At 68.3% G+C, this 16,018-nt stretch carries 15 protein-coding genes; 13 read left to right on the forward strand and 2 right to left on the reverse strand.

What is annotated here, in order from left to right:
• The first annotated feature begins 9 nt into the window (after positions 1 to 9).
• The 3 genes from Q0A27_RS01905 (at position 10) to Q0A27_RS01915 (ending at position 2,736) form a co-directional block, all read left to right on the forward strand.
• Entirely contained in the window at positions 10 to 921 is a 912-nt protein-coding gene (locus Q0A27_RS01905) for a glycosyltransferase family 2 protein (RefSeq protein WP_291473391.1), read from the forward strand.
• A 71-nt stretch (positions 922 to 992) separates the two neighbouring features.
• Positions 993 to 2,084, forward strand: a complete 1,092-nt coding sequence (locus tag Q0A27_RS01910) for an NDP-sugar synthase (protein WP_291473392.1) — start codon at positions 993 to 995, stop codon at positions 2,082 to 2,084.
• Positions 2,085 to 2,517: 433 nt separating this feature from the next.
• On the forward strand, positions 2,518 to 2,736 hold the full coding sequence (locus Q0A27_RS01915; protein ID WP_174775638.1) for a WhiB family transcriptional regulator: 219 nt from the start codon (positions 2,518 to 2,520) through the stop codon (positions 2,734 to 2,736).
• Positions 2,737 to 2,761: 25 nt separating this feature from the next.
• Here the strand turns inward: Q0A27_RS01915 and Q0A27_RS01920 are convergent, their stop codons facing one another.
• A complete protein-coding gene (locus Q0A27_RS01920) occupies positions 2,762 to 3,163 on the reverse strand; it encodes a metallopeptidase family protein (RefSeq protein ID WP_291473404.1) in 402 nt (133 codons plus the stop codon).
• A gap of 232 nt (positions 3,164 to 3,395) precedes the next feature.
• Between Q0A27_RS01920 and Q0A27_RS01925 the strand changes: the two genes are divergently transcribed.
• From Q0A27_RS01925 to manA, 3 genes are all read left to right on the forward strand, one after another.
• Positions 3,396 to 3,878 (forward strand): DUF3499 family protein, encoded by a 483-nt coding sequence (locus tag Q0A27_RS01925; protein ID WP_291473393.1) that lies wholly within the window; start codon positions 3,396 to 3,398, stop codon positions 3,876 to 3,878.
• A 71-nt stretch (positions 3,879 to 3,949) separates the two neighbouring features.
• Positions 3,950 to 5,338 carry a phosphomannomutase/phosphoglucomutase gene (locus tag Q0A27_RS01930; protein WP_291473394.1) on the forward strand — a complete coding sequence of 463 codons (1,389 nt, stop codon included), beginning with the start codon at positions 3,950 to 3,952 and terminating at the stop codon, positions 5,336 to 5,338.
• Between the two features lie 20 nt (positions 5,339 to 5,358).
• On the forward strand, positions 5,359 to 6,591 hold the full coding sequence (gene manA / locus Q0A27_RS01935; protein WP_291473395.1) for a mannose-6-phosphate isomerase, class I: 1,233 nt from the start codon (positions 5,359 to 5,361) through the stop codon (positions 6,589 to 6,591).
• A 110-nt stretch (positions 6,592 to 6,701) separates the two neighbouring features.
• Here manA and Q0A27_RS01940 read toward each other — a convergent pair whose 3' ends face one another.
• Positions 6,702 to 7,520, reverse strand: a complete 819-nt coding sequence (locus Q0A27_RS01940) for a hypothetical protein (protein ID WP_291473396.1) — start codon at positions 7,518 to 7,520, stop codon at positions 6,702 to 6,704.
• A 310-nt stretch (positions 7,521 to 7,830) separates the two neighbouring features.
• Here Q0A27_RS01940 and Q0A27_RS01945 point away from each other — a divergent pair, with 310 nt between their 5' ends.
• From Q0A27_RS01945 to Q0A27_RS01975, 7 genes are all read left to right on the forward strand, one after another.
• A complete protein-coding gene (locus Q0A27_RS01945; protein WP_291473397.1) occupies positions 7,831 to 8,208 on the forward strand; it encodes a DUF4259 domain-containing protein in 378 nt (125 codons plus the stop codon).
• A gap of 108 nt (positions 8,209 to 8,316) precedes the next feature.
• A complete protein-coding gene (gene ahcY, locus Q0A27_RS01950) occupies positions 8,317 to 9,831 on the forward strand; it encodes an adenosylhomocysteinase (protein WP_291473398.1) in 1,515 nt (504 codons plus the stop codon).
• Positions 9,831 to 10,523: a dTMP kinase gene (locus Q0A27_RS01955; protein ID WP_291473399.1), complete on the forward strand. Its 693-nt coding sequence runs from the start codon at positions 9,831 to 9,833 to the stop codon at positions 10,521 to 10,523. The genes ahcY and Q0A27_RS01955 overlap by 1 nt, the downstream gene beginning before the upstream one ends.
• A gap of 38 nt (positions 10,524 to 10,561) precedes the next feature.
• Complete coding sequence (gene mtrA, locus Q0A27_RS01960; protein ID WP_291473400.1) at positions 10,562 to 11,236, forward strand: MtrAB system response regulator MtrA; 675 nt, start codon at positions 10,562 to 10,564, stop codon at positions 11,234 to 11,236.
• 186 nt (positions 11,237 to 11,422) lie between these two features.
• Entirely contained in the window at positions 11,423 to 13,513 is a 2,091-nt protein-coding gene (mtrB, locus tag Q0A27_RS01965; protein WP_291473405.1) for an MtrAB system histidine kinase MtrB, read from the forward strand.
• Positions 13,506 to 15,329: an LpqB family beta-propeller domain-containing protein gene (locus Q0A27_RS01970; RefSeq protein WP_291473401.1), complete on the forward strand. Its 1,824-nt coding sequence runs from the start codon at positions 13,506 to 13,508 to the stop codon at positions 15,327 to 15,329. The genes mtrB and Q0A27_RS01970 overlap by 8 nt, the downstream gene beginning before the upstream one ends.
• A 6-nt stretch (positions 15,330 to 15,335) precedes the next feature.
• On the forward strand, positions 15,336 to 16,018 hold a 683-nt coding region (locus Q0A27_RS01975; RefSeq protein WP_291473402.1), incomplete at its 3' end, for a hypothetical protein.

Below are 16,018 nucleotides of genomic sequence, written 5' to 3' on the forward strand. Positions count from 1 at the left end.
TGGTCGGTCGTGAACAAGCCACTCGCGATCATCACCGTGACCTATTCCCCCGGGGAGTACCTCGGGCGTTTCCTGGACTCCGTCCCGGCGGCGACGGCGCAGGGTGCTGTGGTGGTGATGGCCGACAACGGCTCCACCGACGGTGCCCCGGAGGACGCCGCCGCTTCCCGTGACTACGTCGAACTGCTGCGTACCGGGGGAAACGTCGGCTACGGCGCGGGTATGAACAAGGGGATCGACGCGGTCCGTGCCCGTCGGGACGCCGGTGAGATCGACGACGAGTTCGTCCTCATCTCCAACCCGGACGTGGTCTTCACCCCGGGGTCGGTGGACCGGATGATCGAGGCTGCGAAGCGACACCCGCGGGCCGGGGCGGTCGGCCCGCTGATCCGGGAGACCGACGGCTCGGTGTACCCCTCGGCGCGTGCCGTGCCGACCCTGGGTTCCGGCATCGGCCACGCCCTGCTGGCCCCGGTCTGGAAGGACAATCCCTTCAGTCGTCGCTACCGGGACGACGCCGACATGTCGCAGGAGCGCATCTCCGGCTGGCTGTCGGGCTCCTGTCAACTGCTGCGGTGGGAGGCCTTCGACGCCGTCGGCGGCTTCGACGAGCGCTACTTCATGTACATGGAGGACGTCGACCTGGGTGACCGGCTGGGCCGGGCAGGATGGGAGAACGTCTTCACCCCGACCGCCGAGATCGCCCACGCACGGGGCCATTCAGCGTCCTCCCACCCGGAAATCACGGTGCCCGCCCACCATGATTCGGCCTACCGTTTCCAGGCTGACCGCCTCACCGCCTGGTGGCAGGCGCCGGTGCGCGCGGTGCTGTGGGCCGGGCTGAAGGTCCGCGGTGCGGTGACCCTCGCCCTGGCGACGCGGGCTCTACGGCAGCGGCACCGGGACAGCGCCGCCGGGTAATCTCATGGCCGTAGTGCCCTCACGCGCTCTTCCGCTATCTCTCCCCAGACGACGAAGGAACCGACCTTTCCATGACTGACACCAGCTCTCTCGCAGCGTCCACCGATGCCGTCATCCTTGTCGGCGGCAAGGGGACACGCCTGCGTCCGCTGACGAACTCGATCCCCAAGCCGATGTTGCCGGTGGCGGGCTATCCCTTCCTCCAGCACCTGCTGGCCCGGATCCGTGCCGCCGGCATGACGCACGTGGTGCTGGGGACCTCGTTCAAGGCGGAGGTCTTCGAGGAGTTCTTCGGTGACGGCTCTGAGCTCGGACTGGAGATCGAGTACGTCGTCGAGGATGAGCCGCTGGGCACCGGTGGTGGTATCCGCAACGTCTACGACCACCTGCGCCACGAGCGTGTGATGGTCTTCAACGGCGACGTGCTGGGCGGTACCGACCTCAACGCGGTCCTTCAGACCCATGTCGACCATGACGCCGAAGTGACGCTGCACCTGCTGCAGGTCGCCGATCCGCGGGCCTTCGGTTGCGTGCCGACGGACGCCGACGGCCGGGTCTCCGCGTTCCTCGAGAAGACCGAGGACCCGCCGACGGACCAGATCAACGCCGGCTGCTACGTCTTCCAGCGCGACATCATCGGCGAGATCCCGGCAGGCAAGGCCGTCTCCGTCGAGCGGGAGGTATTCCCGTCGCTGCTGGAGCGTGGCGCCCGGGTGTTCGGCCATGTGGACCAGGCTTACTGGCGGGACCTGGGGACGCCCTCGGACTTCGTCCGCGGCTCCTCGGACCTGGTGCGCGGGATCGCTCCCTCGCCGCTGGTCGACGGACGCCACGGTGAGTCGCTGGTGGACCCGTCGGCGGCGGTGGCCGGGGGAGCACTGCTGCTCGGTGGCACGGTCGTTGGCCGTGGCGCGGAGATCGGCGGTGGTGCCCGGGTAGACACCTCCGTGGTACTCGACGGTGTCGTCATCGAGGCCGGCGCGACGGTGGAGCGGTGTGTCATCGCCGCCGGGGCGCGGATCGGGGCCCGGGCCCATCTGTGCGACGCGGTGATCGGTGAGGGTGCCGTGATCGGTGCGCGCTGTGAGCTTGTCGGTGGGGCCAGGGTGTGGCCGGGGGTGCAGCTCCCGGACGGTGGTCTGCGCTTCTCCAGCGATATCTAGAAAAATTTCTACATGTTGTGGTGCCCGGGCAGAATCAAGGGTCGGGAACCCACATGTAGTGGTTAGGGTGCACGAAGCGGTGCTTATGTCGTGGCATGTATCTCTGACACCCCATCACCTTCAGTGAATGCTGTGACAGTTGTGACTTGTGTGGTGACGGTGCGACGGGGAAGCGGTTGAGGCATGTAATTCCGTATGTGTAATCTCTGGGGGGTACAGATATACGGACGCCCGACAATCAGACGTTGTCGATCCGGCGACCGTACCGACGGGGAACGAGCAACCGAAAGGAGGCGGCGTGGACGACAGGCATGACGGATACCGCGACGCTGATCCTGAAGAGTTCCCTGCTTCGCTGTCAGACGGCTCTGCGGCGGTGGATCCCGGACGTTCCGACCTCACGTCGGACTTCGACGAGTTCTACGACAAGGTCATCCAGGAGTGGCAGGAACAGGCGCTGTGCGCCCAGACCGACCCTGAGGCCTTCTTCCCCGAGAAGGGCGGCTCCACCCGCGAGGCCAAGCGTATCTGCCGCGCCTGCGGTGTGCGTGACGAGTGCCTCGAGTACGCCCTCGAGCATGACGAGCGCTTCGGAATCTGGGGCGGGCTGTCCGAGCGTGAGCGGCGTCGCCTGAAGAAACGGCTCGGCTGACATCCCGGTTGGGGGAACCGGGGAGTCACTCCCAGTCGAAGCGCGGGTCCACCGTTTCCGGGGACACGTTGAGGTACGTCGCGACCAGGCTGGCGATGACGAACCGCAGCCAGTTCTCCAGCTCCACCCGGTCGCGGGACCGTTGTTCGACCGGACGTCGGAACACGATGAGCCGCGGACGTGTCGGCGTCCCCTCCTCGTCGACCCCTACCGGGACGAGGCGTCCCAGTGGCACCGGACCATCGGCGGCGACTTCGTCGGACCACTGCGAGACCGAGGCGTCCATCCTCATCCGGGGGATCATGTCCACGGCGATGTCGAGCCCGTCGAGCCGGTCACCGAACCGGTCGAGGACGTCGGCGTAGACGTCGAGGACCGCCCCGTCGAACTGCTCGGCACGGGTGCGGTGCCTCGGCAGGTCCGGCATGAGGACGCCCCGCAGGCCCCGTCCGCGCGGATCGCGGTGTGCGGCGGGCACGGCGCCGAACCCGGAGGCGTCGCGCTGCCGCCCTGCCTCTGTACCCGCACCCGTACCCGGTGATGTGCCTGCTCCTGTCATGGCACCGATCCTAACCCTGGGGCCACCGGACCACGGTGTACGCCACGCGCCCCGGCACCGGTCCGGCACAGGACCGGCGCAGGGGGCTAAAATAGCCTCCGTGACTGACTACCGACAGTGCTCCAGGCCAGGATGCAGTACCCCGGCCGTGGCGACCCTGCGCTACAACTACCGGGCGAGCCGCGCGACCGTTACTGTGCTGGGCCCCGGCGGGGACCCGCACAGCTGGGACCTCTGCAGCCGACATGTTTCCCGCCTCACCGTCCCTGAAGGCTGGGACCTGGTCCGTGAGGACCATGCCGCTGCAGGCCTGACAGACCCCTTCGGCGACGACGTCACTGACTCGAGCGATTTCACTGACGAGGAGATGCAGGTCCTCGCCGAGGCGATGGAGGCGGTGGGTGAGGCCGGCGCCGACCCCGAGGCCGCTACCGTCCCCGGCGTCATCGACCCTCCGGTCCCCGCCGGGACCATTGTCCGCCGGGAGGACCTGCCCCGACCCAGTGGTCACCATCCGTCGCGCGGAAATCTCCCGCGTCGGACCCCGGCCCGCCATCTCCACGCGGTCCGGGACGCAGACTGATACTCCACCGGGTTTTCCCGGACACCCCTCTTCCTCACCGTTGATCCCCAGAACCCAAGGAGTTACCTCCCATGACGTCACCAACCCCGTCCTCCCGCACCAGAGAGTCGCTGAGCAGCGTCGTGAAGGCCTACGACGTGCGCGGCGTGGTCGGTGAGGGTATCGACGCCGACCTCGTCCGCGACACCGGAGCAGCCTTCGGCCACCTCATGCGTGGCGAAGGTGCGACGACCGTGGTCATCGGCCACGACATGCGTCCCAGCTCCCCGGACCTCTCCGCCGCTTTCGCCGCCGGCGTGATCTCCCAGGGCCTCGACGCCGTCGAGCTGGGGCTGACCTCGACCGATGAGCTCTACTACGCCGCCGGTTCACTGGACTGCCCCGGTGCGATGTTCACTGCGTCCCACAACCCGGCTAAGTACAACGGCATCAAGATGTGCCGTTCCGGGGCCCGCCCGGTCGGCCAGGACACCGGTCTGTCAGAGATCGTCGACATGCTCGTCGAGGGTGTTCCCGCCTACGACGGCACACCCGGCACCGTCGGCAGCCGCGACGTCCTCACCGACTACGCGGACTACCTCAAGACGCTGGTGCCGCTCGACGGCATCCGTCCGCTGACCGTGACCGTGGACGCCGGCAACGGCATGGGCGGCCTGACCGCTCCGGCCGTTCTCGGCACCGAGTCCGCGCTGACCCTCCACGATCTCTTCTTCGAGCTCGACGGAACCTTCCCCAACCACGAGGCCAACCCACTGGACCCGAAGAACATCGTGGACCTGCAGAAGTTCACCGTCGAGAAGGGTGCGGACATCGGTGTCGCCTTCGACGGGGACGCAGACCGCTGCTTCATCGTGGACGAGAAGGGCGACGCCGTCAGCCCGTCGGCCATCTGCTGCATGATCGCCGAGCGCTACCTGGCGCAGCACCCGGGCGCGACGATCATCCACAACCTCATCACCTCCAAGGCGGTACCGGAGCTGGTCACCGAGCTCGGAGGCAAGCCCGTCCGTACCCGTGTCGGCCATTCCTTCATCAAGGCACAGATGGCCGAGGAGGACGCCGTCTTCGGTGGCGAACACTCCGCCCACTACTATTTCTCCGATTTCTTCAACGCGGATTCAGGAATGATCGCCGCCCTCCACGTCCTCGCCACCCTCGGTGCCCAGGACAAGCCGCTGTCGGAGCTGAAGCAGGCCTACTCGCGCTACGAAGCCTCCGGCGAGATCAACTCCGAGGTGGCGGACCAGGCAGGACGCACCGCAGCGGTCGTCGAGGCCTTCACCGACGAGACCGCGTCCACCAATGACCTCGACGGCGTGACCGTCGAGCTCAGTGACGGCTCCTGGTTCAACATCCGTGCCTCGAACACCGAGCCGCTGCTGCGTCTCAATGTCGAGGCGCCGACCGGCGAGCGCATCACCGAGATCGTCGACAAGGCGCTCTCGGTCATCCGGGCGTGAGGTAGGAGACACCCATCCCTGTGACATCGCAGACACCAGACACCGAGGCGCACCCGCTCCTCATCGACGGCACCGTCCGGCACTACGCCTGGGGTTCCCGGACGGCCCTGGCCGAGCTCACCGGCCGTCCGCTGCCGACCGAACATCCGGAGGCGGAGATGTGGTTCGGGGCGCACCCGGCTGCACCGTCCGTCGTCTCCGGGGACACCCGGACGCTGTTTGACGTCATCTCCGGTGACCCTGAGGGGCAGTTGGGGGCTGACCGCTCAAGCGACCGGCTCCCGTTCCTCATCAAACTGCTCGCCGCCGATCAGGCGCTGAGTCTGCAGGCGCACCCGACGAAGAAGCAGGCCGAAGAGGGTTTCGCCCGCGAGAACGCCGGGGGGGTGCCCCTGGGGGCGTCGCACCGGAACTACAAGGACGACAACCACAAGCCTGAACTGCTCGTCGCACTGACCCGATTCGAGGCACTCGCCGGTTTCCGCCCACTGGGCCGGACCCGCGAACTCCTCGGTGCCCTGGACGTGCCCGATCTGTCGCACACCACGTCACTACTGGGGTCCGGTGACGACGCCGAGGACCTCCGTGCCCTGGTGACGACCTGGATCACCCTTCCGTCGGCGACGAAGCGGGATCTCGTCGCCGCGACCGCCGTCGAGTGCCGTCGGCTGGCGGCCCAGGTGGACGCCGGGGATGCACCCGACTGGATGCGCGGTCCGACCCGGATCGCCGCCGAGCTCGCTGAGCAGTACCCGGGTGATTCCGGCGTGCTGATCTCTCTGCTGCTCAACCATGTGGTCCTGGAGCCCGGACAGGCGTTGTTCCTCGCCGCCGGCAAGCTGCACGCCTACCTGCACGGTACGGGCGTGGAGATCATGGCGAACTCCGACAACGTGCTGCGTGGCGGCCTCACCACCAAGCACATCGACGTGCCGGAACTGATGCGCGTCATGGACTTCGCGCCGGTCGTCGACCCGGTGTGCCCGCGGGACGTGGACGGTCAGTTCGACGTCCCGGTGCCCGACTTCGCCCTGCGCGAGGTCGATGACGGGCAGGTCGCCCCGGTTGCCGGCCCGGCGGTCGTGCTGGTGGGTGCCGGTGGGGCTGAGTTGTCCGGCGCCGAAGGCTCCGATTCCAGTGGTTCGGCCCCGACCCGGCTGCGTCCGGGAGAGGCGGTGTGGGTCCCTTCGGCGACGGGAGGTGACCTGCAGGTCACCTCGTTGGGCCGCACCTTCATCGCAACGGCAGGCTGACTGCCGGTCTGACCGGCGTTGCGGTCGGGGCGGTGTCCCCCGGTACGACAGCGGGCCGGCGCGCGGGTGCTCCTGCGGACCGGCCCGAGAGGCGTTGTCCGTCGTTGTCTCTAGTCGCTGTCGTCGGTGAGCTCGGTCGGCTCGGTCGGCTCGGTCGGCTCGGTCGGCTCGGACTGCCGGGACGTGGAGGTGGCGGAGGCGGCGCCGACGGAGTTCGTGGACTCCGCTGCTCCGGTGGCGGCATTGCCAGTGCCCCCCGCGCCGGCGCTCTCCGTGGTCTGGCCGGAATTCTCGTCTTCGGTGGGCTCCGAGGTGCTCTCCTCGGTCGAGGAGCCACCGTTGTGGTCCGGGAAATCGGGGAGGTCCGGCAGCGACGGCAACTCGGGAAGCGACGGGTCCTCCGGGGAGGGGTTCTCGTCGGTGGTGTCCGTAGCAGTCTCGTCGCCGGGGTTCTGAGGCACGGGTTCCGGGGCCGGGACGACCGGGTCGATACTGTCTCCGCCGTTCCACGCGTTCGGCGGGAGGTACGGGTCTTCGCTGAGCGGGGCGACGCCACCGATGGTCACCGGCGGAGGCGTGACCTCCGACGGAGTGGAGGTGCGTGGTGCCGGTGTGCCGGACTCGTCGGTCCGGGTGGCACGCAGCGACGTGTCCACCGAAGCGTCGACGACCGCGCTGTCTCCGGCATTGTTGTCTGCCGGGACAGCATTACGCCAGGTGCCGAAGCCGACGGCGAGGGCTGCGACGAGTCCGACGACCGCGAAGCGGGCGATCGCACGGTTGCCACGACGGGCGGCCAGTGCCTCGGTCCGCAGCAGCTCTTCGTGGTGGGCGGTGGACGGGTCGGCCATGGCGTCCACCGCCCCGGTACCTGACTGGTCCGGTGTAAGGGCGTAACCACCGTCGGGTGTCTGGGGATCGGTCGACATGATCCTCGGTCACTCTCCTCTCGGGGTACGCCCCCGGGGTGGGAACGGCGGCTACGTCACTTCTCAAAAGTCACGAACAGGTTACGATATGGACTACCGTATCACGAACTTTTGGCTGGTCGCCGTCCGCATTTGTGAATTTCGCCACACCTTCTGTCACTTGCGGGGGGCAAAACGTTACCGGACCGTGATCGCGAGGGGATACCCGTCCGCACCGGTCCGTCGCTATTCTGGGCCGGTACAGCGGTACGCGGTGACCGACCGGTCACCGGTACTCCAGCGATGTTTCCCGCAGAGAAAGGCATCGTCGATGAGCAGCTGGGATGAGACCATCTTCGCCGACGACAGCAGTACCGATTTCCTCACCGAGTGCGATGACGTGGCCGACGACGACCGCGAGCTTGTCCTTGCGCTGCAGGACGCCTGCACCGTCGCCCTCAACCACGCGTCCCCCGGGGACACCGACCACACCACCGGGCTCTGTGCCGCCACCGTGGCCGCTGTCTGGGCAGGTGCCCCGTTCACCGCGTCCGACATCGTCGACGAGCACCCCTTGATCCGTACCCGGATCGGTGACTGCCCGGAGAGTCTGCAGGAAGTCGCCCTCCAGGTCCTGGACGGACACCTGGAACGTCTGGGGGAGGACGCCCCGGACGGCCTGGAGACCTGTGTCGAGGCACTGAGCTGACGTCGCGGCGGCCGCAGGCGGCGACCTACGGGCAACACCGTGGTCGGGCCGCGCTAGGGTGGATGGAGTTGTCTGATAAACCCCGCCCTATGAAGGAGCACTCCACCCATGGCTGAATCCGCAGGATCCTCCGCCGACCTCACCTTCGATCCGCTGGCCGACCTCACCGTCGATGCCGCCGGTGACCTCCAGTACAAGGTCCGGGACCTTTCCCTCGCGGAGTCCGGCCGTCACCAGATCCGCCTTGCTGAGTACGAGATGCCCGGCCTGATGGAGCTGCGTCGCGAGTACGCCGACGAGCAGCCGCTGGCCGGCGCGAAGATCGCCGGATCGATCCACATGACCGTCCAGACCGCGGTCCTCATCGAGACCCTCACCGCCCTCGGTGCCGAGGTCCGCTGGGCGTCATGCAACATCTTCTCCACCCAGGACGAGGCCGCCGCGGCCGTCGTCGTCGGCGACGGCACCCCCGAGGCCCCGACCGGCGTCCCGATCTTCGCGTGGAAGGGCGAGACCCTCGATGAGTACTGGTGGTGCCTGGAGCAGGTCTTCGACTGGGGCGACGACAAGCCGAACATGATCCTCGACGACGGTGGCGACGCCACCAACGCGGTCATCGAGGGCACCACGTTCGAAGGCAACGGCATCGTCCCGGAGCCGTCCGTCGAGGACGTCGACGAGTACCAGGCCTTCCTGCGGATGCTCGCCCGCGTCCACGGTAAGGACGCCACCCGCTGGACCGAGACCGGCAAGGCCGTCAAGGGTGTCACCGAGGAGACCACCACCGGCGTCCACCGCCTTTACCACTTCGCTGAGCAGGGCACCCTGCCGTTCCCGGCGATGAACGTCAACGACGCCGTCACCAAGTCCAAGTTCGACAACCGCTACGGCACCCGCCACTCCGTCATCGACGGCATCAACCGCGGTACCGACATGCTCATCGGTGGCAAGGCCGCCCTGGTCGCCGGCTACGGTGACGTGGGCAAGGGTGTCGCCGAGGCGCTCAAGGGTCAGGGTGCCCGGGTCAAGGTCACCGAGGCCGACCCGATCAACGCCCTCCAGGCCCTCATGGACGGCTTCCCGGTCGTCACCATCGACGACGCCATCGGCGAGGCCGACATCGTCATCACCTCCACCGGCAACCTGGGCATCATCTCCTTCGAGCAGATGCAGCAGATGAAGAACCACGCCGTGCTGGGCAACATCGGCCACTTCGACAACGAGATCGACATGGCCTCGCTGAACCACCGCACCGACGTCACCCGGGTGAACATCAAGCCGCAGGTCGACGAGTTCACCTTCCCGGACGCCGACGGTGACCCGCTGAGCATCGTCGTGCTGTCCGAGGGTCGTCTGCTCAACCTCGGCAACGCCACCGGCCACCCGAGCTTCGTCATGTCGAACTCCTTCGCCGACCAGACCATCGCCCAGATCGAGCTGTTCACCAACGGTGACAAGTACGACAACGAGGTCTACCGCCTGCCGAAGATCCTCGACGAGAAGGTCGCCCGTATCCACGTCGAGGCGCTTGGTGGAAAGCTCACGAAGCTGACCAAGGAGCAGGCCGAGTACATCGGCGTCGACGTCGAGGGCCCGTTCAAGCCCGAGCACTACCGCTACTGATGATCATCGCGTTCGAAGGCATCGACGGCGCCGGTAAGAACACCGTCGTCACCGCACTGGAGGCCGAGCTCATCGCCCGGGAGATCCCGGTCGCCCGGCTGTCCTTCCCCCGCTACGAGACGTCGGTCCACGCGCAGCTCGCCTCGGCGGCGCTGCACGGTGACATGGGTGACCTCGTCGACTCCGCCTACGGCATGGCGACCCTGTTCGCCCTCGACCGGGCGGAGGTCGCCGCCGAGCTGAGCGGCTTCGACGAGGACGGCTACGTGGTGCTGCTGGACCGCTGGGTCGCCTCGAATGCGGCGTACTCCGCGGCGCGGCTGTCCCAGGACGCCGTGTCCGGGGCGGGTCCGGGCAGTGAGCCTTCCGAGGTCGTCGCCTGGGTCGATGACCTGGAGTTCACGCAGCTCGGCATCCCGGTGCCCGACCTGCAGGTCCTCGTCGACGTCCCGGACGAGGTGTCGGCGGAACGCGTCGCCGTCCGCGCCGAGGAGAACTCCGACCGCGGGGTGGACGCCTATGAGGCCGACGGCGGGCTCCAGGCCCGGACGCTGGCGGTCTACCGGGCCCTGGCCGGTGCGCAGTGGAGCTCTCCGTGGCTGGTGCTGGACAACAGCGGCGACCGGTCGGCTCTGGATGAGCAGCTCGCCGAGCTCGCCGATGCCGTGGCGGAGGCGGTCTCCGAGGGCTGAGACACCCCGGAACCGCAGCGTGTGACAGACTGTTCACCATGGCTGCCAAGATTCTCGTCGTCGACGACGACCCCGCTATCTCCGAGATGCTGACGATGGTTCTGCAGGGAGAGGGGTTCAGTACGGTCACTGTCGGCGACGGTGCGGAGGCGGTCGAGGCCGCCCGGACCCAGCACCCGGACCTCATCCTCCTCGACCTCATGCTCCCGGGGATGAACGGCGTCGACGTGTGCCGGGCCGTCCGTGACTTCTCCGCGGTCCCGATCGTCATGCTCACCGCGAAGACCGACACCGTCGACGTCGTCCTGGGCCTCGAGTCCGGCGCGGACGACTACGTTCCTAAGCCCTTCAAGCCCAAGGAGCTCGTGGCCCGTGTCCGCGCCCGGCTGCGCCGTATCCCGGAGGAGACCCCGGACACCGCCACCATCGGCGACGTCACCATCGATTTCGGCGGCCACCAGGTCACCCGTGACGGCGTTGTCATCCAGCTCACCCCCATCGAGTTCGAGCTGCTGGCCACCCTCGCCTCCCGTCCCCGCCAGGTCTTCTCCCGCGAGGAGCTGCTGGAGCGCGTCTGGGGCTACCGCAAGAACTCCGATACCCGCCTGGTCAACGTGCACATCCAGCGTCTGCGTTCCAAGGTGGAGAAGGACCCGGACAACCCGGTGATCATCCAGACCGTCCGTGGCGTGGGCTACAAGACGGGCGAGTAAGGGCGTCTCCCCGTGAACAGCGAGACACCCGCATCAGCGGCCTCCGCTCCGGATCCGGAGGAGGACGACGCCCTGTCCGGCACCTCCGGAACCTCGGACGCCACCGGACCGACCGGCCCTGACAGCGCCGTGGGCGCCGCCGCGTCCACGGATCCTGAGACCGATCCGTCCGCTGGCACGCACCATGTGCGTGGCGCCCTCGGCCGGTCGATCCTGCCGTTTTCCCGGGGCCGCGGGCACCGTCCCGGCAACGGTCACGGGAACGGCCACGGGAACGGCCGGGACACTGAGGATCCCCGCAGCGCGCCGCGCGGTGAACTCAAGGATGTCGGTTTCCGCGACGCCCTGAGCCTGCTGCTGAGCCGGCCGCGGACATTCCTGCACCGGTCCCGGGTACTGCTCTCGCAGCGCTGGCGGACTTCGATCCAGACCCGCGTCATCGGCAGTGTCTTCCTGTCCTCGTTCGTCGTGATCATGGCGCTCGGATTCGTGCTCACCAGTTTCGTCAGCCAGCAGCTGCTCGACGAGAAGCACGATGTCGCGGCCTCCTCCATCGACCGGGCCCGCGTCACCGTCGAGGAGCAGCTCAGATCCTCGGACAACTCGAACTCCCTACAGCTGCGGATCAACGCCGCCCGTGCGTCGTTGACGGAACGCAGCAGCGGCAACGACGAGTCCACCAGCGGGTCCAGCACGGTCTTCGAACCGGTGGTCATCGCCCCGGACATCAACGGTCGGGACGTCTCGAGCCCGGACCAGCAGCAGATCCCGGAGAGTCTGCGCACCTTCGTCCGCCAGGGCAGGGTCGCCGACCAGTACGCGACAGTGGAACGTGCGTCCGGGAAGTACAAGGCCCTGATCATCGGTACCCCGGTGGCCTCGGATATCCAGGGACTCGAGCTCTACCTGGTGCTGCCGCTGGACAATGAGGAGTCGACCCTGGGCCTGATGCGGGGTCTGCTCCTCGCCGGTGGTGTGACGCTGCTGGTGCTCCTGGTCGTCATCGCCTGGGTGTTCTCCCAGCAGCTCACGGTGCCGGTACGCACGGCGTCCCGCATCGCGGAGCGTTTCGCCGCCGGCCATCTGCGTGAACGTATGGCCGTCGACGGGCAGGACGAGGTCGCCCGCCTGGCGATGAGCTTCAACGATCTGGCGGAGAACCTGTCCCACCAGATCCGTCAGCTGGAGGACTTCGGCTCGCTGCAGCAGCAGTTCACCTCGGACGTCTCCCACGAGCTGCGCACTCCGCTGACCACGGTCCGCATGGCCGCCGATCTGATCCACGACAACGCCGAGGACCTCGACCCGATGACGCGCCGTGCCTCGGAGCTGATGCTCTCCGAGCTCGACCGTTTCGAGATGCTGCTCGGTGACCTGCTCGAGATCTCACGGCACGACGCGGGTGTGGCGAATCTGTCGCTGGAGACGATCGACGTGCGCGGCGTGGTGAAGTCCACACTGGAACAGGTCCGTGCGATCGCCGAGGAGGTCGGGTGTCCGATCATCCTCGACCTTCCGGACGAGCCCGTGAGTGTCCCGGTCGATTCCCGACGCGTCGAGCGCATCCTGCGCAACCTGCTGGCCAACGCCATCGACCACAGTGAGGGACGCCCCGTCGACGTCACGATGCGCACCGGTGACGGTTCGCTGGCGGTGACAGTGGTGGACCACGGTGTGGGTCTGACCCCTGGTGAGGCGGAGCTGGTGTTCAACCGTTTCTGGCGCGCCGACCCGTCCCGCGAGCGACGCACCGGCGGAACCGGTCTGGGCCTGGCGATCGCCAAGGAGGACGCCCTGCTCCACGGCGGTCGTCTGGAGGCCACGGGCGAGCCCGGGGTGGGCGCCTGCTTCCGGCTGACTCTGCCGCTGGAACCGGGTGAAGAGGTCCGCTCCTCGCCGCTGCCCCTGGAGGTCCACCCCGGGTCGGCGGTGCCCGCCGTGGAGGACGCCCCGGTGGCGCCGGAGCTGCCACAGCACCTGGTATCCTCCGGTGCCGGGGACACCGGGGACACCGGGGACAGCGGTGCCTTCGACGTGTCCGATCACGTGGACGCTGAGGAAGCCGCCGAGGCCTTCGAGGCGATGGGCCCCATGAACGTGGTGGACGCCTTCGGCGGATTCGAGGGTTTCACCGAGGAAGAGGTGCGCAAGGCTCTCGAGGAGGCGGCGGACATGGACGAGTACCACCCCACCGATGTCGGGGCGGACGTCCACGTCGACGACTACGACACGGCCTACGATCCGGATGACGACAACAGGGAGGACCGCGATGAGTGACCGTCAGATCCGCACCGCCGGCGCTCTGCTCACCGTGGCCGCGCTGGCCTCCGTCACCGGCTGCGCCACGATCCCGGGCAGTTCCTCTCCGGAGGTCATCAGTTCTTATGCGGCGTCCCCCAGCCTGGACAATGTGCCGGTCCCGCAGCCTGGACAGGCACCCGACCTTCTGCTGCGGTCGTTCTTCTCCGCCTCCGCCCACCCGCTGAACAACCACCAGGCGGCCCGCGAGTTCCTCACCTCCGACGCCGCCGACAGCTGGCAGGACGCCACGGGCACACTTATCCTGTCGCGCATCGACCTCAATGCCGACGGCGCGGCATCCGGCAACCGGATGAGCTACACCGTCCGCGGCACAGTGACCGGGTCGCTCGGCACCGGTGGCGCATTCAAGGCGGGCTACCGCTCCTACGAGGACACCATCGACATGGTGCTCGTCGACGGCGACTGGCGGATCGACCGTCTGCCGTCGGGCGTGATCATGGACCGCAACGACTTCACCTCCGCCTACCAGGCCAGGGACATCTACTTCCTCGATCCGACGCGCCGTTTCCTCGTCCCGGACCGCCGCTGGACGTACTCACGGCAGGAGAACATCGGCTCCTCACTGGTCTCCCTGCTCGCCGCGGGCCCCCGGGACAGTCTCGCCGACGGTGTCGTCTCGTCCCTGTCTTCCGACCTCGTCGTGCAGGCCAGGGAGGGGGAATCCGGTGGTTTCACCGTGGACCTGCAGGGGCTGTCGGCAATGGACGCCGAGGGCGTCCGCACCCTGGCCGCACAGATCATCTGGACGCTGGCTGACTCCGATGTGCGTGGGCCCTACCGGATCCTCGCCGACGGCGTCCCCGTGGGTAACGGACAGTCGGGAGCAGGGGACACCTGGAGCATCGACAGCGCCCGCGATTTCGACCCCCATGCCGTGCCGGACGAGTCGCTGCGTGCACTGCGCGACGGCGCCCTCGTCGATGTCACGGACGACGGTGCCACCACGGTCGACGGCTGGACCGCGTCCGGGGAGCTGGAGTCGGCCGCATACTCCTCCGACGGCTCCGTCGCCGCGGTGACCGGTCACGGGGATGACCCACGCAGTCTCAAGGTCGGTGACCCGGCGGGATCCCCGGTGACCGTGAACACCTCCGACCAGATATCACGTCCCACCTGGACCTCCGACGGCCAGTGGCTGTACGCGGTCACCGACGGTGAGCAGGTGCGCCGGTGGTCCAGGGCGGCGTCCGGGCGGATGTCGGAGGCCACAGTGGACTTCCCTTCGCTGAACAGTCTCGGCCTCGACAACCCCACGATCAGTGAGTTCTCGGTGTCGCGGGACGGGACACGGGCGGCGATGATCATCAACGGCCGGCTGTTCGTCAGCGTCCTGGAGAGCACCGCCGGTACCGCCGGTACCGCTGACACCGACGGCACCGACGACTCCTCGGCCTCCCCGGCTTCCTCGGCTTCCTCGGGGGTGCGACTGGGAACCCCGGTCCAGGTCGCGACGAACCTCGGCGACACCGCGGTGTCGGTGGGGTGGCGTCCGGACGGGGAACTACTCGTCGGCACCCGTGCCAATGACACGCCGGTGTGGGTCGTCGCGGTCGACGGCTCCACCCAGACCCAGCTGACCTCGCGGAACGTCACTGCGCCCGTCGTCGCTGTGGCGTCCACCGGCACGACCGAGTACATCCTCGACGGCCGGGCACTGCTGGAGATCGGCTACGGTGCCGGTACCTCCGGGAACACCGACACCAGCAGTGATTTCTGGCGTGAGGTGCCGGCCCTGCAGGGCGCCCGTGCGGTACCGGTGACGGTGCGCTGACCGGCGATGGGGATCCTCTCCGGTATCGCGGACGCCGCCGAGCTGGTCTGGCGGCACGACTGTCCGGGCTGCGGACGCGTGGAACCGGTCCCGGTGGGACAGGGGGTGGGGCTGTGCCGGGACTGCGCGGTGGCGCTACGGCATCCACCGTCACCGGTAGACGGTCCTGCTTCACCCCGGGTGTACTGCGCCGGTCCCTACGGCGGGGTGCACCGGGCGATCATCCTCGCCGCCAAGGACCATCACCGGCCGGACGCGGTGGCTGTGCTGGGTGAGGTGATCGCCGGGGTGGTGCGTCATCTGGTGGAGGCCGGGGAGCTGCCCGACCCCAGGTTGTCGCCGGTGGTGCTGCTCGCCGCTCCGACGCGTCCCTCTGCGGCACGGGCGAGGGGCGGGTGTGTCGTGGCCCGGGCCGCAAGGGTGGCGGCGCGCAGTCTGGGTGGACACGCGGACGCGGCGGCGGTGGCGTCACTGGCCGAGGGGACACCCGATTCGGTGGGGCTGTCGCGGGCCGCCCGGGCGGTGAACCTGTCCCAGGGGCTGGTGGTGGACCGGACGGAACTGCACCGGGCACGGCAGCTGTTGCGGGTGCCGGGAGCGGTGGCCTGCGTGGTGGATGACGTGTGCACGACCGGGGCGACGCTGGGAGGTCTCACCACAGCACTGGCGGCGCGGGGGGTGGTGCCGAC

Origin of the sequence: Corynebacterium sp. (genome assembly GCF_022712275.1) — a bacterium.
Taxonomy (GTDB): domain Bacteria; phylum Actinomycetota; class Actinomycetes; order Mycobacteriales; family Mycobacteriaceae; genus Corynebacterium.